Source organism: Sphingobium sp. IP1, from assembly GCF_002708645.1.
In the GTDB taxonomy this organism is placed as follows: Bacteria; Pseudomonadota; Alphaproteobacteria; order Sphingomonadales; family Sphingomonadaceae; genus Sphingobium; species Sphingobium yanoikuyae.
The window spans coordinates 141,005-161,996 of sequence record NZ_NOIW01000001.1; the positions used below are offsets into that span (position 1 = coordinate 141,005).

Annotated in this window: 14 protein-coding genes; 6 read left to right on the top strand and 8 right to left on the bottom strand. The window is 65.9% G+C overall.

Annotated features, from left to right (window positions below; genetic code table 11):
- Window positions 1-6 precede the first annotated feature (6 nt).
- The gene (locus CG471_RS00615; RefSeq protein WP_099229864.1) at window positions 7-1,626 is read left to right on the top strand and encodes a DUF5597 domain-containing protein; all 1,620 of its coding nucleotides are present in this window, start codon (window positions 7-9) and stop codon (window positions 1,624-1,626) included.
- Between the two features lie 574 nt (window positions 1,627-2,200).
- Here the strand turns inward: CG471_RS00615 and CG471_RS00620 are convergent.
- Window positions 2,201-2,743 (bottom strand): gluconokinase, encoded by a 543-nt coding sequence (locus tag CG471_RS00620; protein ID WP_099229866.1) that lies wholly within the window; start codon window positions 2,741-2,743, stop codon window positions 2,201-2,203.
- Window positions 2,744-2,897: 154 nt separating this feature from the next.
- Here CG471_RS00620 and CG471_RS00625 point away from each other — a divergent pair, with 154 nt between their 5' ends.
- The 3 genes from CG471_RS00625 to CG471_RS00635 all read left to right on the top strand — a co-directional run bounded on the left by CG471_RS00625 (window position 2,898) and on the right by CG471_RS00635 (window position 12,142).
- Window positions 2,898-5,918 carry a glycosyl hydrolase family 28-related protein gene (locus tag CG471_RS00625; protein WP_099229868.1) on the top strand — a complete coding sequence of 1,007 codons (3,021 nt, stop codon included), beginning with the start codon at window positions 2,898-2,900 and terminating at the stop codon, window positions 5,916-5,918.
- 136 nt (window positions 5,919-6,054) lie between these two features.
- Window positions 6,055-9,024, top strand: coding sequence for a TonB-dependent siderophore receptor (locus CG471_RS00630; protein ID WP_099229870.1), 2,970 nt, complete (start codon window positions 6,055-6,057; stop codon window positions 9,022-9,024).
- A gap of 79 nt (window positions 9,025-9,103) precedes the next feature.
- The gene (locus CG471_RS00635; protein WP_099229872.1) at window positions 9,104-12,142 is read left to right on the top strand and encodes a glycosyl hydrolase family 28-related protein; all 3,039 of its coding nucleotides are present in this window, start codon (window positions 9,104-9,106) and stop codon (window positions 12,140-12,142) included.
- Window positions 12,143-12,146: 4 nt separating this feature from the next.
- On the opposite strand, the gene CG471_RS00640 is transcribed toward CG471_RS00635, so the two are convergent.
- From CG471_RS00640 to CG471_RS00670, 7 genes are read right to left on the bottom strand one after another with little or no spacing between them, the layout of a single operon-like run.
- Window positions 12,147-13,487 carry a DUF1552 domain-containing protein gene (locus CG471_RS00640; protein WP_099229874.1) on the bottom strand — a complete coding sequence of 447 codons (1,341 nt, stop codon included), beginning with the start codon at window positions 13,485-13,487 and terminating at the stop codon, window positions 12,147-12,149.
- Window positions 13,484-15,202, bottom strand: a complete 1,719-nt coding sequence (locus CG471_RS00645; protein ID WP_099229876.1) for a DUF1592 domain-containing protein — start codon at window positions 15,200-15,202, stop codon at window positions 13,484-13,486. Before CG471_RS00645 ends, CG471_RS00640 begins: the two co-directional genes overlap by 4 nt.
- On the bottom strand, window positions 15,199-16,395 hold the full coding sequence (locus CG471_RS00650) for a hypothetical protein (protein ID WP_099229878.1): 1,197 nt from the start codon (window positions 16,393-16,395) through the stop codon (window positions 15,199-15,201). The genes CG471_RS00645 and CG471_RS00650 overlap by 4 nt, the downstream gene beginning before the upstream one ends.
- A gap of 17 nt (window positions 16,396-16,412) precedes the next feature.
- Window positions 16,413-17,204, bottom strand: coding sequence for a hypothetical protein (locus CG471_RS00655; RefSeq protein WP_099229880.1), 792 nt, complete (start codon window positions 17,202-17,204; stop codon window positions 16,413-16,415).
- Window positions 17,204-17,674, bottom strand: coding sequence for a cytochrome c (locus CG471_RS00660; RefSeq protein ID WP_257211366.1), 471 nt, complete (start codon window positions 17,672-17,674; stop codon window positions 17,204-17,206). The genes CG471_RS00655 and CG471_RS00660 overlap by 1 nt, the downstream gene beginning before the upstream one ends.
- 20 nt (window positions 17,675-17,694) lie before the next feature.
- Window positions 17,695-18,351 carry a cytochrome b/b6 domain-containing protein gene (locus tag CG471_RS00665; protein ID WP_099229884.1) on the bottom strand — a complete coding sequence of 219 codons (657 nt, stop codon included), beginning with the start codon at window positions 18,349-18,351 and terminating at the stop codon, window positions 17,695-17,697.
- Window positions 18,351-18,659 carry a high-potential iron-sulfur protein gene (locus CG471_RS00670; protein ID WP_099229886.1) on the bottom strand — a complete coding sequence of 103 codons (309 nt, stop codon included), beginning with the start codon at window positions 18,657-18,659 and terminating at the stop codon, window positions 18,351-18,353. Before CG471_RS00670 ends, CG471_RS00665 begins: the two co-directional genes overlap by 1 nt.
- Before the next feature lie 204 nt (window positions 18,660-18,863).
- Here CG471_RS00670 and CG471_RS00675 point away from each other — a divergent pair, with 204 nt between their 5' ends.
- A complete protein-coding gene (locus CG471_RS00675; RefSeq protein WP_099229888.1) occupies window positions 18,864-19,604 on the top strand; it encodes a response regulator in 741 nt (246 codons plus the stop codon).
- Window positions 19,601-20,932, top strand: coding sequence for a cell wall metabolism sensor histidine kinase WalK (locus CG471_RS00680; RefSeq protein ID WP_099229890.1), 1,332 nt, complete (start codon window positions 19,601-19,603; stop codon window positions 20,930-20,932). The genes CG471_RS00675 and CG471_RS00680 overlap by 4 nt, the downstream gene beginning before the upstream one ends.
- The last annotated feature ends 60 nt before the right edge of the window (window positions 20,933-20,992 follow it).

Below are 20,992 nucleotides of genomic sequence, written 5' to 3' on the forward strand. Positions count from 1 at the left end.
GATCTGATGCGCAATCTTCTTCCCCTGCTCACGGGCGCCATGCTGCTCGCCACTCCCGCGCTGGCTCAGAATGGCGGACAAGTGCCGCATATCGAGAGCAAAAATGGCCGCCACGCCCTGATCGTCGATGGCGCGCCCTTCCTGATGCTGGGTGGCCAGGTCAATAACAGCAGCAACTATGCCACCCCCCTGAAGCAGGTCTGGGACCGGCTCGACAGCATCCATGCCAATACGGTCGAAGTGCCGGTCGCCTGGGAACAGCTGGAACCCAAGGAAGGCCAGTTCGACTACAGCTTCGTCCAGACCCTGCTCGACGAGGCCCGCGCCCATGACAAGCGCATCGTCCTCCTCTGGTTCGGCGCCTGGAAGAATACCGGCCTTGCCTATACCCCCGACTGGGTGAAGCTCGACAATCGCCGCTTCCCGCGCATGAAGACCGCCGATGGCAAGGATCATGGCGTGCTCTCGCCCCATGGCGCGGCCACGCTGGCGGCGGACAAGCGCGCCTTTTTGAAGCTCATGACCTATGTGCGCGATCATGATGCGCAGAATACGGTGATCATGGTGCAGCCCGAAAATGAGGTCGGCAGCTACCAGAATCCCCGCGACTTCAGCGCCACCGCGCAGAAATTGTTCGACGGCCCGGTCCCGGCCGAACTGACCCGCGCGCTCAGGAAGCCGGCGGGCAACTGGAAGAGCGTGTTCGGCGATACCGCGGACCGCAGCTTCAACACCTGGTACACCGCCCGCTATATCGAGGAACTGGCCAAGGCGGGCAAGGCGATCAAGCCGCTGCCCATGTATGTGAACGCCTCGCTGACCGATCCCTACAAGCCGGTCGATCCGATGACCGTGTCGAGCGGCGGGCCGCAGGGCGACGTGATCGACATCTGGAAGGCGGCGGCCCCCTCGCTCGATCTCGCCGCGCCCGACATTTATGACCGGGGCAGCCGCAATGTCTTCAAGCATCTCGATCTCTACACCCGGCCCGACAATGCGCTGATGGTGCCGGAAATCGGCAATGCCGCCGAATATGCCCGCTATTTCTGGTCGGCGCTGGGGCGCGGCGCGATCGGCTTCGCGCCCTTCGGCATGGATGATGCCGATTATTTCAACTATCCGCTCGGCGCCAAGAGCTTCGACGATGCGACCATCCACGCCTTCGCCTCGAAATTCGGCGTACTCGGCGCGGCCATGCGTCCCTGGGCCAAGATCGCCTTCGCCCATCCGACCTGGGGCGCGGCGCGGCCGGACGACGGCACGCCGCTCAGCACCACCATGGGCGACTGGACGGTCACGGCCAGCTTTGGCCAGTGGCAGTTCGGCCAGCGCGAATGGTTCCCCAATGCCGACACCCCGGCCTGGGACAAGGCGATGGTCGGCGGCATGGTCGTGGCGCAACTGTCGGCCAATGAATTTCTCTTCACCGGCGACCATGTCCGCGTCCAGTTCGGCTCGCGCGAAGGCGCCCCGGCCAACGGCATGATCGTCAAGGTCGAGGAAGGTCATTTCGAAGGCGACAACTGGGTCTTCGATCGCATCTGGAACGGCGACCAGACCGATTATGGCCTCAACATCATCGACAAGCCGGTCTGGCTCAAGGTGACGATGGGCCGCTATCGCTGAACCTGCGGGCAAAGCCATCAATGCGGGCATCGGCTCCTCCAGTCACGGGAGGAGCCGATCACTACCGCTCGTTTGCGGACGCTCCCCTATCTCGTCATGCCGGCCTGCGCCGGGATGACGGAGTGGGGTGGTTAGCGGCCATCTCTTTCCCGTCATGCTGAACTTGTTTCAGCATCCATCAGGCCCAACAGGCCATGGCTCTATTGGGAGAAATGGACCCTGAAACAAGTTCAGGGTGACGATGAAGGTTAGGGCTGCTCTCGGTCGCCTGCGGTCGTCTGGCGGCGCTTTCCTACTTGGCCTTTCTCTGATCTATCCTGCCGGATGAAACAGGCCGCTCTTCCGACATCACGCCTTTTGCCGGTTCGCTATTCGGCGTCGCGCGCGCCGCCCGGCGCCGGTCCGACTGTCGCCTTGCTGTCGCTTCACTGTCGCCTGACTGTCGCGTCAAAGGAGCGTCAGTGTAGCGCCACTGTCGCTTCGTCGGCGCGTAACAGGCGCATTGCGCCCATTTTCGGCCCGCCAGCGCTGGCTATCGACACTATGAACTTTCAACTGTCGCGTCGGTGTGACCCTATCCCAGCCAGGCCAGCGCCCGGTCGCGCAACTCGGTCGCCGGCACATTGGTGGTCAGGATCATCGCCCCTTCCTCGGGCAGCGGCGGTTCCAGCGTGGCGAGTTGGCTGTCGAGCAGGCTGGCGGGCATATAATGGCCCGGCCGGTTGCCCAGTCGCGCCAGCAGTTCGTCGCGGTCATTGTCGAGCAGGATGAAATGCACCGGCACGCCGATCGCCGCGCGCAGCCGGTCGCGATAGGCGCGCTTCAATGCGGAGCAGGCGGCAACCGCCACACCTTGCGCAGCCACCGTGCCCGCGATCGCCGCGCCCAGCCGGTCGAGCCAGGGCCAGCGATCTTCGTCGGTCAGCGCTTCCCCGCCACGCATCTTCTCCACCGCCGCCGCCGAATGATAGCTGTCGCCCTCCAGGAAGGGGCAGTCCAGCGCCTGCGCCAGCATCGCGCCCAGCGTCGACTTGCCACAGCCGCTCACCCCCATGACGATGACGGCGCGTCCCACGGCTTTGGGCGAAACGGGGGCAGGGTCGGCGGAAATCGGCAAGCGGGCGTCCTTGGTCGCTGGGGCAGGGGGATTGGTTTTCCCGCTATAAGGCCGCGCCACCCCACAGGAAAACTACGACCTTTGTCGCAAGTGCCAAGCCGCGACCGCTCCCCTAGCCATGCACCATCTATAAAAATGAGGATGGGAGGCGGACATGATCGGACGCAGCATGATCGCGGCTTTGCTGGCGGCAACAAGCATTGGCGCACCGGCCTTCGCCGCGACGACCTCGGTTTTCCCCGTGGCACCGGCCGAGCCCCATGCGGTGACGGTGAAGGCGGTCGGCGACGGCCGTGCCGACGACAGCGCCGCGATCCAGCAGGCGCTCGACCAGGCCCGCGATACGACCGGCCATGGCATCGTCTTCCTGCCGTCGGGCACCTATCGCATCACCCGCTCGCTGATCGTGCCGGCGGGCGTGCGCGTCTATGGCGTCGGCCCGACCCGCCCGGTGCTGCTGCTTGGCGCCAACACCCCCGGCTTCCAGCAGGGCGTGTCGACCATGGTGATCTTCGCTGGCGGCGATCAATATCAGGTCGGCAAGGTGCCGGTCCCGGTGCCGACCGTCGTGCCTCGCGACAAGATCGTTCGCGACGCCAATTCGGGCACCTTCTATTCGTCGATGAGCAATGTCGATATCGAGATCGGTGCGGGCAATCCGGCCGCCGCCGGCGTGCGCTTCCGCATGGCCCAGCATGCTTTCTTGAGCCATATGGAATTCCGCCTCGGCACCGCCTTTGCCGGCGTCTATCAGGCCGGAAACGTGATCGAGAATGTCCATTTCCAGGGCGGCCGATACGGCATCGTCACCGAAAAGACCTCCCCCGCCTGGCAGTTCACCCTGCTCGATTCGACCTTCGACGGCCAGCGCGACGCGGCGATCCGCGAGCATGAGGTCGACCTCACCCTCGTCAATGTCGCGATCAGGAACACGCCGGTCGGGATCGAGATCGACCGCGGCTACAGCGACAGCCTCTGGGGCAAGGATGTCCGGTTCGAGAATGTGTCGAAGGCCGGCGTCGTCATCTCGAACGAGAAGAATGTCTTCACCCAGGTCGGCTTCGACAATGCGCTTGTCGTCAACAGCCCGGTCTTCGCCCGCTTCCGCGACAGCGGCAAGACGATCGACGGCAAGGGCAAGGCCTATAAGGTCGCCAATTTCTCCTATGGCCTCGCTGTCCCGGCACTTGGCCACACGGGCGAATACGCCACCACCGCCGACATCCAGCCGCTCTCCGCCATGCCCGAGCCGCGCGCGCCCGCGATCCGCGACCTGCCGCCGATGGACCAGTGGGTCAATGTCCGCACCCTGGGCGCGGTCGGTGACGGCAAGGCGGATGACACCGCCGCCCTGCAAAAGGCGATCGACGCCAACCGCATCCTCTATTTCCCGACCGGCTTCTACAAGGTGACGGACAAGCTGACCCTGCGCCCGGACAGCATCCTCATCGGCCTGCACCCGGCCATCACCCAGCTCTTCATTCCCGACAACGACCCCAAACATGCCGGCCTCGGCGCGGTCCTGCCGATCCTCGAAAGCCGCAAGGGTGGCGACAATATCCTCTCGGGCCTCGGGCTCTTCACCGGCCGGGTGAACCCGCGCGCTTCCGCCCTGCTCTGGCGTTCGGGCGAACAGAGCCTGGTCGAGGACGTCAAGATCATGGGCGGCGGCGGCACGCCCACCGCCGACGGCAAGATGCTCGGCACGCTGCGCGTCAACACCGGCGATCCGGTCACCGACAGCCGGCTTGATGCCCAATATCCCAGCATCTGGGTGACGGACGGCGGCGGCGGCACCTTCGCCGACGTCTGGAGTCCCAACAGCTTCGCCCAGGCGGGCTTCTACATCACCGACACCGACACGCCCGGTCATGTCTATGAAATGTCGGTCGAACATCATGCCCGCAATGAATTCGTGCTCGATAACGTCCATAATTGGGAGTTCCTGGCGCCCCAGACCGAGCAGGAGGTCGATGACGGCCCCGACGCCATCTCGCTCGACATCCGCAATAGCAGCAACCTGCTCTTCGCCAACTATCATGGCTATCGCGTCACCCGTACCTATGCGCCGGAAAAGAGCGCGGTGAAGATCACCAATTCGGGTAATATCCGCTTCCGCAACGTCCATGTGAATGGCGAGAGCGGCTATGCCACCTGCGACGATGAAGGCTGCGGCACCTTCCTGCGGGCCAGCAAATATCCGTTCGACAATGCGATCGAGGATGTCAGCCGCAAGCTGCTGGTGCGCGAACGCGAGTTCGCTGCTCTGGATATCGGCCCGGCCGGTAGCGCGGTCCCGGCGGTCGCACCGTCCGGCACCAAGGTCGAGAAGCTGGAGGATGGCTTCTGGTCCATCTCCGGCGCGGCAGTCGATGCACAGGGGGCGCTCTATTTCATCGATCGCCGCTTCCAGCGCATCCACCGTTGGAGCGAGGGCAAGGGGCTGGAAATCGTCCGCGACCATGCGCTCGATCCGGTCAATCTCGCCATCGACGCTTCGGGTCATGTCATGGTCCTGTCCTCGCTCGGCGCGAAGGGCGGCGCCTATTCTTTCGACCCGGCTGGCCCCAAGGACGCGCTGACGCTGATCCAGCCGACTCCGGTGCGCAGTGGCACGGCAAAGACGCTGCTGCCGGTCAACTGGTGGAATAATGGCGAGTTTCGCGACCAGCTCGACCCCAAGACCTACGAGTTCACCACCCTTGCCGAAATGTTCGCCCGCGATGTCGGCACGCCCAAGGCCAGGGAATATCTCTCCCCCGACGGTAGCCTGTCCCTGCCGGCCTTCCGCGTCTGGCAGCAGGGGCCGATCGACCATACCGGCTGGCGCTGGTCCGATGGCCTCAACGCCAATGGCTTCGTTTCCGGCAAGATCGGCGATCGCCTGTTCGTCACCAATGCGTCGGAAAATATCACCTATAGCGGAACGGTGGGCGCAGGCGGCACGCTGACGGCGCTGAAGCCCTTCGCCAATCGTGGCGGCGAGAGCGTCGCAGTGGACGGGCAGGGAAGGGTGTTCGTCGCCAATGGCCAGATCTTCGTCTACGGCCCCGACGGCAAGGAAACGGGCCGGATCGACGTGCCCGACCGGCCGCTCCAGATCCTGTTCGGCGGCCCCGACAAGCGCACGCTTTTCATCCTGACGCACCACGCGCTCTACGCCGCAAAGCCCTGAAAAAGCGACGGTTCGCCGCCGCCTACGACCTATGTCGTAAGTGCGGTGGCGACCGCTCGGGATTAATACTCACACAATAGCCCGCCATGGGCGCGCCGACGCCGGGAGGGCGCCTGGTGACAAGAGGGGAAGAGGAATGAACGTGCAGATCGCAATCCATCGGCATATGGCGGGCGTCAGCCTGGCCGCCGTCGCCATCATGGCGCTGGCCGGCACCGCCCAGGCCCAGACCGAACCGGCACCCGAACCTGCGCCGCAGGCCCAGACGAGCGAAACGCCGGCATCGCAGAGCGCCGACATCATCGTCACCGGATCGCGCATCACCACCAGCGGCTTCAATGCGCCGACGCCCACCACCGTCATCGGTGAGGAGCAGATCGCCAACAACGCCCAGCCCAACATCTTCAACACCATCGCCCAGCTGCCCTCGCTCCAGGGGTCGACCGGCGCCGCCACCGGCACCTTCTCCACCTCCAGCGGCCAGCAGGGCCTCAGCTCCTTCTCGCTGCGTGGCCTGGGCGCGATCCGCACCCTGACCCTGCTCGACGGCCAGCGCGTCGTTGGCGCCAATGTCACCGGCGTGCCCGACATCTCGATGTTCCCGCAGCTGCTGGTGAAGCGCGTCGACGTCGTCACCGGCGGTGCCTCGGCCTCCTACGGCTCAGATGCGGTCGGCGGCGTGGTCAACTTCATCACCGACACCCATTTCGAAGGCTTCAAGGGCAATGTCCTGGGCAGCATCACCAAATATGGCGATGACGAAACCGCGCTGGTCCAGGCCGCCTATGGCAAATCCTTCATGGACGATCGCCTGCATGTCGTCGTCAGCGGCGAATATGACCATGAAGGCGGCGTGGGCGCCGGCGACTTCGGCACCGACCTGGCCGGCAGTCGCGACTGGTATCGCGCGACCACGCTGATGAATACCGGCCAGACCAACAATGGCCTGCCGCAATATAATTACCGCGATTATGCCCAGCCCTATCAATATGCCCGCTATGGCCTGATCAACAATGGCCCGCTGCAGGGCATCGCCTTCGACCAGAATGGCAATCCCTATCAGTTCAACTATGGCTCGAACGGTACGCCGACCGGCACCGGCGCGGTCACCAACTGCTATCGCGGCAACAGCTTCTGCGAAGGCGGCGACCTGTCGGGCGCACCCGGCTCGGGCGCCTCGCTCAAATCCTCGCTGGAGCGCATCAACGGCTATGGCCGGATCGGCTATGATTTCGCCGACAACAACGAAGCCTATGTCACGGTCAATGTCGCGCAGGTGAAGACCAACAACCAGCCCAGCCCCGGCTATGGCCGCGCCAACCTGACCGTCCAATGCTCCAACCCCTATCTGCCCCAGTCGGTGCGCGACCAGTGCGCCACCGCCGGCATCACCTCCTTCGGCTTCGGCTCGTCCAACGCCGCCTTCCCCGATCCGCAGGTCTATACCGATCGCAAGCAATATCGCTTCGTCGCCGGCGCCAAGGGCAAGTTCGGCGCGGCCGGCACCGACTGGAATTATGACGCCTATTATGAGCATGGCATCACCATCTCGGACATCCGGGTGAAGGATATCGTGCTGCAGAACCGCTATGCCGCGGCGGCCAATGCGATCACCCTCAACGGCGCGATCGTCTGCGCCGATCCGGCCGCCCGCGCGCTCGGTTGCCAGCCGATCAACATCTTCGGCGGCTTCACCCCCTCGGCCGCCGCGCTCGCCTATGTCGCGCCGCATGACAATGGCCCGTTCCAGCACACCAAGCTGACCCAGGACGTCGCCAGCCTTAACTTCTCGGGCAATCCGGTGGAATTGTGGGCAGGGCCGCTGTCGGTCGCCTTCGGTGCCGAATATCGCCGCGAATTTTACCGCGTGAATGCCGATCCCTATGGCGCGGGCGTGTCCGATCTCAGCCCGAACAGCGCCGATTATCCCGCCGACCCGCTGCTCAATGGCGCACAGGGCAGCAACTGGGCGGCCGGCAACTACAAGAATGGCCGCGGCAAATATGAAGTCTATGAAGGTTTCGTGGAAATCGACATGCCGTTGTTCGACAGCGAAGCGGTCGGCCGCGCCAATCTGAACGCCGCGGGCCGTGGCACCCATTACAGCACGTCGGGCACGGTCTGGGCGTGGAAGGTCGGCGGCACCTGGGATACGCCGCTCGATGGCATCCGCCTGCGCGCCGTCACCTCGCGCGACGTCCGCGCGCCGAACCTGTCGGAACTGTTCGCCGCGCCGACCGTCACGACCCTGCCCAACTTCAGCGATCCCTTCCAGGGCGCAGCGGTTCAGGCATTCCAGAACACCATCGGCAACCCCAATCTGAAGCCGGAAATCGCCCGCAACACCGAAATCGGCATCGTGCTGGCGCGTCCCTCCTGGCTGCCGGGCCTCAGCCTGTCGTTCGACTATTATGACATCAAGCTGAAGGGCGTCGTCTCCAGCCTGTCGGCGCAGCAGATCGTCCAGTTCTGCTATGACGGCAATCAGGCCTTCTGTGGCGGCTTCAGCCTCGACAATGCCAATCCCAGCCTCAACTATATCAATGTCCAGCCGTTCAACCTTGCCTCCTGGCGGACCAGCGGCTTCGATATCGAGGCGAGCTATCAGTGGCAGCAGCCGCTCGGCCTGCCGGGCAACTTCACCGTCCGCGCGCTCGGCACCCATATCCGCAAGTTCATTGTGGAGGCGGGCATTGCCGGTGTCGATCCGGTCGACCAGGCCGGCGCCAATAACGGCAACACGCCCGACTGGAAATGGCTGGCGGTGCAGACCTATGACAGCGGCAAGTTCAGCCTGACGGTGCAGGAACGCTGGATCAGCGACGGCACGTTCGGCAACCAATATGTCGTGTGCCAGTCGTCCTGCCCGACCTCGACCGCGAACCACCCGACCATCGACTATAACAAGATGAAGGGGGCCTTCTATGTCGACATCGGCGCCACCTTCAAGTTCAGCGACCGTGTGTCCCTCTATGGCAAGGTCGACAATCTGTTCGACAAGGATCCGGTCGCCTCGCCCCAGACCAACACCGGTCTCGACATCAACCCGGCGCTCTACGACACGCTGGGCCGCATCTACCGCGCCGGTGTCCGCTTCAATTTCTGATAAAACATAACATCTCTCCCCCCCAAACTTGTCCCGGTCCTGCACGGCCGGGACATCTTCTTTTTACGGAGCCTGGCTGATGTATCGTGGATTGAGTGGAGCCTGTGCATCGGTGTTGCTATGTCTGGCGGCGGCGCAGCCGGCTTTCGCGTCCCCGTCCGTCTACACCGCCATGCCCGACGATGCGCGCGCCGTGACGGTGAAGGGCGTGGGCGATGGCCGCGCCGATGACAGCGCCGCGATCCAGCAGGCGCTCGACGCCGCCGCCGCGACGCCCGGCGGCGGCATTGTCTTCCTGCCCCAGGGCACCTATCGCATCAGTCGCACGCTGTTCCTCTGGCCGGGCGTGCGCATCTTCGGCATCGGCGCCCAGCGCCCGACGATCCTGCTTGGCGCCAACACGCCCGGCTTTCAGCGCGGCGTTGCCCATATGCTGATCTTCACCGGTGGCAAGCGCCAGACCGACAAGGAAAGCTGGCCCGCCGCCTTCCCGCCGGCCGGCAGCGTGCCGTTCGACAAGACAATTGCCGACGCCAATCCGGGCACCTTCTATTCCGCTCTCGGCAATATCGATTTCCGCATCATGGACGGCAATCCGGCGGCGACCGCGATCCGCTTCCATTCCGCCCAGCACAGTTTCGTCAGCCATGTCGATTTCGACATCGGTTCGGGCCTTGCCGGCCTCTACCATGTCGCCAACGAGGCGGAGGATCTGCACTTCAAGGGCGGCCGCTATGGCATACTCGCGGAAAAGACCTCGCCCGCCTGGCCCTTCGCCCTGGTCGATGCGACGTTCGAGGGACAGCGCGACGCCGCCATTCGCGAGCATGAAGCGGGCCTGACCCTGCTCAATGTCGCCTTCCGCAACGTGCCGGTCGGGATCGAGATCGACCGGGGCTATGGCGACTGGCTCTGGGGTCAGGATGTCCGCTTCGAAAATGTGTCGAAGGCCGGCGTCATCATCTCCAACGAGAAGAATGTCTATACCCAGGTCGGCTTCCAGAATGTGCTGGCCGCCAACATGCCGACCTTCGCCCGCTTCCGCGAAAGCGGCCGGACGGTGGCGGGGCAGGGGAAGGCTTACAAGGTCTCCGCCTTCACCCATGGCCTGACCCTGCCGGGCCTTGGCCGGATCGGCGACTACAAGACCGACATGCAGGCGCAGCCGATCGCCAGCCTGCCCGCACCCGGCGCGCCCGCCATTCGCCCGCTGCCGCCTGTGTCCGAATGGGTGAATGTCCGCGCCTTGGGGGCGAAGGGCGACAATGTCACGGACGACACCGCCGTGCTGCAAAAGGCGATCGACAGCCATCGTGTCGTCTACCTCCCCGCCGGCTTCTACAAGGTCAGCGACACGCTGCGGCTGCGCGCCGACACGGTGCTGATCGGCCTCCACCCCAGCCTGACCCAGATCGTCCTGCCCGATGGCACGCCTGCCTTCCAGGGCGTCGGCGCGCCCAAGGCACTGGTGGAAAGCGCGCAGGGTGGCGACGCGATCGTCGCCGGCCTGGCGCTCGATACCAATGGCGCCAATCCGCGCGCGACCGGCCTGTTGTGGAAGGCTGGCGCCAACTCCATGGTCAACGACGTCAAGTTCCAGGGCGGCCATGGCACCGACGCCTTCGATGGCAGCCGGCGCAGTCCCTACAACAACAATGCCACCGCCGATCCCGACGCATCGCGCCGCTGGGGCGGCCAATATGCCAGCCTCTGGGTGACGCAGGGGGGCGGGGGCACCTTCGCCAATATCTGGAGCCCCAGCACCTTCGGCCATCCAGGCATATTGATCTCCGACACGCAAACGCCGGGCCGGCTGATTCAGGCCTCGGTCGAACATCATGTCCGCACCGAAATCGGCCTCAACCGCGTCGCCAACTGGGAATTGCTGGCGCCCCAGACCGAAGGCGAGGCGGGCGAGAGCGGCGACGCCGTCGCGCTCGAAATCCGCGACTCGCGCAACATCCTGGTCGCCAATTTCCACGGCTATCGCGTCACCCGCACGCGCAAGCCCGCGCCGACCGCCGTGTCGCTCTATAATTCGCACGATATCCGCTTCCGCAACGTCCATGTGAACGCGGAAAGCGGGGTCGGCACCTGCGACGAAAATGGCTGCGGCACCTTCCTGCGGCTCACCAAATATCCGTTCGAAAACGCCATTCAGGATATCACCCACGGCCTGGAAGTGCGCGAGCGCGAATTCGCCGTACTGGACGTGCCGGCGAAACCCGATCCGGTCGCCCCCTCGACCTTCGGCGGCGCGAGCGTTCAGAAGCTCGCTGACGGTTTCTATGGTCTGGGCGGCGGCGCGGTGGACGCACAGGGCCGGCTCTATTTCATCGACCGTTTCTTCCAGCGCATCTGGCGCTGGTCCGACGCGGGCCGGCTGGAGATGATCCGCGACGCCGCGCTCGATCCGGTGAACCTGACCATCGACAAGTCGGGCAATCTGCTCGTCCTCTCTTCCTATGGCCGCAACGGCACCGTCTACAGCGTCACCCCCGGCGCGCCCGACACGCAGGTCAGCGTCATCCCGGCGACGGCTGCGGGGCAGGGCGCTGCCGCCACCATCTTCCCGGTCAACTGGTGGGTGAATGGCGAGTTCAGGGACCAGATCGATCCCAGGACCTATCAATTCACCACGCTTGCCGACATGTTCGCCCGCGACGCCGCCCAGCCCAATGCGCAGGCCTATGTCTCGCCCGACGGCAGCATCGCCCTGCCGGCCTGGCGCGTCTTCGCCCAGGGACCGGTCGACCATCGCGGCCTGCGCTTCTCCCACACGCTCGACAGCTATGGCTTCGTTCAGGGCAAGCCGGGCCAGCGCATCTATGTCACCAACGGATCGGAAAATCGCACCTACAGCGCGCTGGTCGCGGGCAACGGCACGCTGACCGACCTCAAGCCCTTCGCCGATCGTGGTGGCGAGGGCGTGGTCAGCGACGCGCAGGGCCGGGTCTATGTCGCCAATGGCCAGGTCTTCGTCTACGCGCCCGACGGCAAGCCGATCGGTCGGATCGACGTGCCCGAACGGCCGCTACAGCTGCTGTTCGGCGGCCCGGACGGCAAGACCCTGTTCATGCTGTCGCATCACGGCCTCTACGCGGCGCGGGTCGAGTAGGGGATCAGACGATCAGTCCGGGGATGATCTTGTTCGTCTCCAGGCTGCCCGTGCCCCAACGGTCGACCGGCACGCCCATCGCCTGTTGCAGGGTCAGGCCGACCCGGCTGACCGGCGATCCGTCGCCGGTAATATATTGGCCGGTATGGATGCGCTCGCCCGCCGATCCGGCCGTCATCATCGGGATATTGTCGATGGTGTGGAATTTGGCGAACTCGGTCTCGCTATGGGCAAAGACCAGGCTGTTATCCAGCAGGGTGCGGTCGCCTTCCTTCACCGCGTCCATCGCCTTGATGAAATAGGTCCAGGCTTCCATGCACTTGTCGACATAGAAGGTGACTTCGGGCTGATAGCCCAGCCGGTTATCCAGCACCTCCTCATGGGTCAGCTGATGATGGGTGATGGTGCTGCCCACCCGCGTCAGGGACGACGCGCCATTGTTGAAGTTCATGTTGAACAGCCGGACATTGTCGCACGCCATCGCCATCACCAGCAGATCGGTCATGATCTCGTGATTGCGCATGACATTCTCGATCTCTGCATTGACCGGCAGGTCCGGCACCTTGGGCGGGACGATACAGGCCTGCATCGGCGCCGGCTTGGTCAGTTGCACGTCGAGCTGGTTTTCGAGCTGCCGCAGCGAGGTGAAATATTGGTCGAGCCGCTGCCTGTCGGCCGCGCCCAGCCGCGCCTCCAGCGCCTGCCGCTGGTCGGACACGCCGGACAGGACGCTGCGCCGAGCCATGACCGCCGGATCGGGGGTGAAGGTCGCGCTGTTGGGATCATGGAAGCCGGCGCCGAACAGCCTTGTATAAAGGGCGGCGGGCGACACTTCCGCCGGGTTGAGATTGCCATTGCCGCGCCCGGACAGCGAATTGCGCGGATCGCCGGTCGCCGACAGCTCGATCGAACGGAAGCGGGTGCGGGTGCCGATCACATCGCCGATCGACACGTCGAAGGACGGCCCCGGCAGGCCCCGGTCGGAATCGATCGCCATGCCGGTGCGGATGCCGATGCCGCCGCTGATGTGCGGCAGGTTGGGCTTGCCGTCGAGTGGCAGGGTGAAGTCGCCCAGGATATTGACCTTGTGCTTGAGCGCCTCGATCGAGGCCAGCTCGACCTTCAGCTCATAATCCTTGCCGGCGGCGCTGGGGAACCAGCGCGGCGGATTGACGCCCAGCCCCCAGAACCAGGTGCCGAAGCGGATCGGCATCGGTGCGCCGGTCGACGCCATGGCGGTGCCGTTGCCGTCGAGGAAGATGTCGAGCAGCGGCAGGCCGACGGCCACGGCCATGCCGTTGACCATGCCGCGCAGCGCGGTGCGGCGATCGAGGGGGAAGCTCATGGGCGGTCTCCTTCACGGATATGCGGGCTGGTCATCATCGCGACCTGCGGCTTGGCCAGCGGTGGGGTGCTGACGCGATAGGCATCGGCCATGGTCGCGACCCGCAGGAACAGCGCCTGGATGCGATAGCCATCGGCGGCGAAGCCCTGTTCCAGTGCCATCGCGGTCGCCTCCTCATCCTCCGGCATGCGCCCGGTCGCATATTGGAAAGCGCGGCCGGCAACGCATTCGGTGGTCGACTTGCTCGCCGCCAGCGCCTGACCCAGGCCGACATTGCCCTGGAAGGCCGTGCCCTCGAACACGCCGGCGGTATCGATCGGCGCGTCATTCTCGGTCCGGCGGAAGGCGCCGATGCCGTCGAACCGCTCCAGCGGCAGGCCCAGCGGGTCGGTGATCTTGTGACAGGCGGCGCAGACCGGGTCGCTATTATGGGCGTTCAGGCGAATGCGCGCGGTCGGCATCGCCTTGTTGCCGACATCCTGCACGGCGGTGAAATTGACGTTGCCTGGCGGATTGCGCACCGGCTGGCACAGCAGCAGCTCGCGGATCGCCCGGCCGCGCAGGGTTGGCGAACTGCGGCCCGAATGGGAATAGAGCGCCAGGAAGCCGGCCTGGCCCAGCAGCCCGGCGCGATCGTCGCCATCGGCAAATTCATAGGGCACCCAGCCCTGCATGCTGGACACCTTCGCCTGATAGAGCGGCCCCAGCGCCCGGTTGATGAAGGTCCGCCGGGTGGTGAACAGGTCGCGATAATCGCCCTGCCGCGTCACCAGCTGGTCGACGATCATGCGCAGCATCTGTTCGGACAGGGCCGATGCGACATCGGGGTTGAAGCGGGGATAGACGATCTGGTCCTTGGCCATTTCGTCGAACTTCTCGAACAGCAGCATGTCGGCGAAGAAGGCGCGCACGCCATCCTCCAGCCGGGGCGAGCGCACCATTTTCTGCGCGATCGCCGCAAGTTGCGCCGGATCGGTGAGCTTGCCCTCGTCGGCAGCGCGCAGCAGCGCCTCATTGGGCGTCGTGTTCCACAGCAGATAGCTCAGCCGCGCGGCGCGGGCATGGTTGTCGAGCCGCAGGCTGCCGGGCGCCTCCGGGTCGGGCTCTGCGCTCTCGATGATGTAGAGGAATTGTGGCGATACCAGCATGGCGGCGAGCGCCAGCTGCATCCCGTCATAGAAACCCTGGCCATCGCCAGCGCCCTTGCCGGCCATCATGACGAAGGCGCCGATCTCCTCCTGCGTCATTGGCCGGCGGAACAGGTAGCGACCGATCGGCATCAGCATCCGCGCGGCGCAATCGGCATCGGGCGCGGCCGCATCGCGCGGGGCGCAGGGCATGAACTGGGCGCGGCGATCCGGCGCGAACACCTGCGCGGCGATATTGCGCGCCATTGCGTCGAACTGCTCCAGTCCGGCGGGCGAGATGGTCGATGCGCTGGCGCCGGTCGCGATAAGCTCATGCACCGGCCGCACGATCGGCTCGAACCGGCCGGCGACCTTGATGTCGGGGCCGAAGATATCGGCGATGCTGTTGCGATATTGCGCTTCGGTCAGACGGCGCATCCCCGCCACCTGGCCCAGCGGCGTCTTCAAGGGCGCGAAGCTGGCCTCGGGCGTGGCGGCGGTCTGCGGCGCCTTCTCGACCGTGCAGGCGCTCAGCAGCAACCCGGCGAACAGCGTCCAGCGCGCCCTGTGGCGAAACGGCCCGCTCATCGCTGCGCCACCTTGGGCTGGGGCAGACGGTCGGTGACGAAGGCGGGCACGGCCCAGGCCTCCATGCCGCTCGAAATGCGGCGGCACTGGCCGGTCGCCGGATCGCGATCGCCATCGGCCATCGCCTTCAACGCCGCATACATGGCGGCGCAGTCGTAGCCGGCCGTAGTCGCCGCGCCCTCGCCACCGACCGAGGCGCTGGCCATCACGTTCCAGATCGGCTGATAGCCGCCGACGATGCCCTTGATCGATCCGTCCGGCTGGAAGGTGAAGCGCAGCCGCGCTTTGGTGAAATCATATTCGTTGCGCCGGCCACGAATGTCGCGCTCCGACCCTTGCCCCCAATTCTGCTTCAGGCGGATATGGGCCGGCTCGGTGGTGAGCACGCCATTGACGATCCGCCCTTTCAGCACATTGCGATGGGCGGCATTGGCGGTGACGCTGTAGCTGGCGCCGGGGATGAAATTCTGGCGCGAATCCACCACCGCCCGATCCTCGGTATTGGCGTAGATCACCGTCACGTCGGGATCATTTTCCAGACTGTCGACGCCGCTCAGCAGCAGCAGCTGGCTATGTTCGCCGCTCACCAGAAACTGGGTCAGGCCCTTGACGATGTCGCCGCCCGTGCCGTCGACCCCGCGCCAGGTCCGGACGCAGCCCATTGCCCGCCACATCTGGTTGTCGACGCCCGGCTCGCCGGCTGGCCCGGTAAAATTGGCATGGCCGCAGCTGTCGTCCGCCGCCGCGCCATCCGCATCATCGTCCAGGTTCAGCCCCTGCGCGACCTTGCCCTGCACCATGCGCTGGGGCGGCCGGTCGAACTTGTCGGGATGGGTGCAGATGTTGAGATTGTCGGGACCGAAGGCATAGCCTGTCCAGCGCGCGGTCAGCTCCTTCTCGTTCGCCTTTTCCAGCAGCCGCGTGCGTTCCCCCACCGGCTGGGTCTGGAGATAATTTTCGCGCAGGGTCGCGGCGAGGCCCTGCGGGCAATCCTCCTTGCCCTGATAGATGGCGGGCGCGAAATGGCTGACGACGAAACCCATCTCGCCATTGGCTGGCGGGGCGGGCAGCGTGGCAGGGACGGCGGACTTCGCGGGGGCGTCCCCCTGCGCTGACACCGATGCCGGCACCGACGCCGCGAGCGGCAGCGCGCCCAGCAGCAGGATCAGTTTGCGATGATTCTGCACGATCATCCTCTCCTTGCGAAATGTCATGGGATCAGCGGTTCGGCCTCGGCGGGAATGTCCGCCGGGTCGTCGCCCGCGATGGTGAAGACCGGCCGGTCGCGATAGGCCCATTGGGCGCGGTCGCCATCGGGCCGCACGGTCCAGGCGCCCATGCCCCGTCGCGCCATGCCCGCCGGGAAGACGCGCCAGTCGGCGCAGGCCGTGCCACAGGCCTTGCCCTTATGCGTAATCAGCAAATTGCCCTGACCATCGACCAGCAGATAGCGTCCGTCCACCAGCCGCGCCGTCACATCGGCCGGCGCGTCGATCTTGGGCGCGGCCGGCACATATTTGAGGCTGTTCCAGACGAGCCCGTCCTCGCCCTCATGCCCGATCGTGCCCGGCCGCTCGCCGGCATGGGTGAAGACCAGATTGACCCGCTTATAGACCCATTGCGGCCCGCTCGGCCCCTGCATCACGATCCAGTCGGCGCCATCCTGCTTCAGCCGGGGCGCCTTGCGATCGCCGCCGAACTCGGGCGGCGCAGGCACGATCTCCGCCTTGGCGGGCGCGGCGAGCGGCGTCCATTGGGTCAGGCAATCACCCGAACACCAGAGCGGCTGATGCCCGGTCCGCCCGGTCACGGCGCGCATGTCCATGCCATAGAGGGTGCGGCCATGGGCATCGACATAGACGTTTTGGTCACCGACCTTGCGGACGCTGACCCCCGCCGGCAGCGGCTCGCCGCTCGCGGCCTCGGGCGGCAGGTCGGCGGCCTGCGCCCAGAGCGCGGCCGGCTGCACCAGCCACAGGATCGCGGCCGCCCGGCGCCACATCAGCGCTTCTCCTCGACGCGGAAGCTGCGATGGCAGGTGCCACAGCTTTGCCCCAGCGTCTTGGCCGCAACCCGCATCTTCGCCACGTCGCCGCTCGCCGCGACGGTGGCGAAGCTGTTGGCCTGTGCGGTAAAGCCGTCCTGCGCCGCCTTGAATGCGGCTGGCTGGCTCCAGATTTCCGGTTTGGCGGCCGTCTTGACGCCGGGTTTCGGGCCGCTGCCGGCCGGGAACCAGCCCTGCTGCTGGCGCGCATAATCGCGGATCTGCCGCGCCGAAATCTGGATCACATAGGTTTGCGGTGTGGCCGATTTCAGCTCGTCATTGATATTCTTGAACGCCGCGCCGACCTCGCGGAAGCCCGCGATCCGGGTGGCGACGATATCGCCGGGTGCCGCCGCCAGCGGCGCCGCGCAGAGCAGTGCCAGCATCGCGATCGGCCGCTTCATCCGCGCTGTATCGTGTATCCTCATCCTCGTCCCTTTCATGTCTGTCACAGCATCGGATCGGCAAAGACCCACCAGGCGAGGCTGCCCGCCAGCAGGATGGCGACGGCGAAGGCGACAGGCGAAGCGCGCCGCACCGCTACCGGCTCGCCGGTCACTTTCGCCCGGCCGCTAACCATCGGCCCGATCAGGTTGCGGCGGCGCACCAGCAGGTAGAACAGCACCGCCAGGACATGCAGGCCGATCAGCATCTGCAGGATGGTGAAGCTGATGCCATGGATGTCGGAGGCGAGCCGGCCCTGATCGAAATCGACCAGATGCGACAGCGGCCCGGATTCGATGCCGTCGATATCGACCGCGAACAGGCCGGTGCCGACCTGCACCGACAGCGCCAGCAGCATCGCTACCACGCTCCAGCCGCCCAGCGGATTATGGCCCGGCGCGGCGGGCGCACGGCCGGTCAGATAGGCGAAGATCGCGCGCGGCCCGCGCAGGAACTGGGCAAAGCGCGCCGGCCCCGACCCGATCAGGCCCCAGATCAGGCGAAAGGCGATCAGGAACAGCACGGCCTGACCCGACAGGCGATGCCAGTCCATGTGATAGGTTTCCGCGCTCCACCAGGAAAAGCCGATCAGGCCGACCAGCGCCCAGTGAAACAGCCGGATGGGCAAGTCCCAGACATATTGGCGCGCGGGGTTCGCCATCAGCTCTTCTTCGCCCAGCTGTCGCACACGCCCTCGGCCGGCACGATGCCGCCGCTCAGCAGCGCGCATTTGCCGCAGCCCGGCTGGGCGGCGGTGAAGAAGGCGCACAGGCCGCAGCGCTTGGTCGCATCGCTCGACGTGCGAAAGCCCAGCGACTTGCGCATGCTCTTCTGCGCGGCGGACAGGCTGGCCGGATCGACGCACTCGGCGGCATTGGCCATGCTCGCTAGCCCCAGCGGCACGCAGGCGATCAGGCCCAATGCCGATCGGCGGCTCCAGTGACGGACATGATGATGGCTTGCCGCCATGCGGCCCACTCCTCTTCCCTGCCGGCCCGGTTGCTCCGGTCCTCTTGTGCGATCCTTCTAGCAGGGGGGCGCCGGATTAATTTGTCAGCGCCGACAAAATCGGCGCAGAATGCAGGCGCTTATTCCGCCCTTTGTGTCGGGCCTGACAAAATCCGGCGCGGGCCGGCGGCTAGAAGGGGCGGAATGGGAAGAGGAGAGGTAAGGGTGACAGCGAAGCTGACAGGCGACAGCGCGCCGGGCGACACGCATATCCTGATCGTCGATGACGATCCGTCGCTGCGCGCGCTGGCCCGCGCTTTCCTGATGCAGGAAGGCTATGTCGTCAGCGAAGCGGCCGATGGCCCGGCGATGCGCGCCATCCTTGCCCGTCAGCCGGTCGATATCATCGTCCTCGACGTCATGATGCCGGGCGAGGACGGGCTGTCGATCGCCCGCTCGCTCGCGGGGCAGCAGGATGCCGGCATCATCATGGTGTCGGCGCTGGGGACGGAAGGGGACCGGATCACCGGCCTGGAAATGGGCGCCGACGATTATCTGCCAAAGCCGCTGTCGCCGCGCGAACTGCTCGCCCGCATCCGTGCGCTGCAGCGCCGCCGCCGCCCGGTCGCCGACACCCGCCAGCCGGTGCTGGCCCATTATCATTTCGAAGGGTGGCAGCTCGATCCGGTACGCCGGGTGCTGCGCGATCCCGCCGGCATCATCATCAGCCTGTCGGAGGGGGAGTTCGCCCTGCTGCTTGCCTTCATCGAACATCCCCAGCAGATATTGAACCGCGACGCGCTGGTCGAACTGGCGCGGGGCGAGGATGCCGATGTGTTCGACCGGGCGATCGACACCCAGGTCAGCCGCTTGCGCCGCAAGCTCGGCACCCGCGCACGCGGCGAACTGATCCACACCGTCCGGTCCGAAGGCTATATCTTCCAGGCGCCGGTGCAGCGCGGATGAAGGCGGGCTTCCTGCGCTGGGCCAATTCGATCCACGCCCATCTGCTGGCGCTGGCCCTGGTCGTGATCCTGACGCTGACCGCCTTCAGCCTGACCCTGCTGCTCTATTTCATTCCGCCCGAACGGGTGCCGCTGTCGGTCTATGAGATTGCCCGCATCGTCCATGGCCAGCCCCTGCTGCGCGATGAGCCGGTGGTGCATGAGGTGCGCCAGGCGGCCGCGCCGCCGGCATCGACCGACCCGGCCGATCGGCTGATCGCCGCGCTGCTGGCCCGGCGCCTCAGCCTGCCCGCGGCCGATGTGCGCATCCGCCTCGACCCCGGCGATCGCGAGCGGATCGGCCAGTTCGTCGAGGAGATGCAGCTCTACGGCCCCGATGGCGTCGCCGATCCCTTCATCCTGGGCACCTTCACCGCCGCGATCCGCCAGCCCGACGGTCAGTGGCGGATGATCACGCGGGAAGCGCGGGGCGGGCGGTCGCTCTGGCGGCTGCTCGGCCAATATGCCTTCCTCGTCGGCATCCTGCTGGTGGTGCCGCTCAGCCTCTGGTTCAGCGCGCGGCTGACCCGCCCGATCCGCGCCTTCGCGGCCTCGGCCGAGCGGATGGGGGCAGGGCAGGAGGAACAGCCGATCCCGCTCGACGGGCCGAGCGAGATCCGGCTGGCGGCGCAATCGATCAACGAGATGCAGGCGCGCATCGCCCGCTATGTGCGCGAACGCACCTCGGTCGTCGGCGCGATCGCGCATGATCTGCGCACGCCGCTGTCGCGCCTCCATTTCCACCTCACCGCCGCGCCCGCGCCGGTGCGGATCGCGGCCGAGGAGGAAATCCGCCAGATGGAGGCGCTGATCGGCACGACGCTGGATTTCGTCGACAATGAAAACCGCCCCCGGCTCAAGGAACCGCTCGACCTTGGCCTGCTGGTCGAGGGGCTGGTCGATGACTTCGCCGACATGGGCCGCGACGTGACCCTGACCGGCGCGGAGCCTGTCATCATCGCGGGTGACATGATCCTGCTCAAACGGCTGTTCACCAACCTGATCGACAATGCGATCAAATATGGCGACCGCGCGCGGGTGCAGGTGATGCGCGACGAGGGGCGGGCGATCGTCACGATCGAGGATGACGGGCCGGGCATGGAGCAGGCCGATATCGCCCGCGCCTTCGAGCCCTTCTATCGCGGCGAACCCTCCCGCAACCGCAGCACCGGCGGCGTGGGTCTCGGCCTGTCGATCGTCCAGTCGGCAGCGCAGGCGCATCAGGGGCGAGTGTCGCTGGCGCGCACTCCCGATGGCGGGCTGCGCGCGCAGGTCGAGCTGCCGGTTTAGAGCGTTTTCTAATCAGGTGGAATTACCTGATGACTCGGAAAACGTTTTAAACCAAAAACT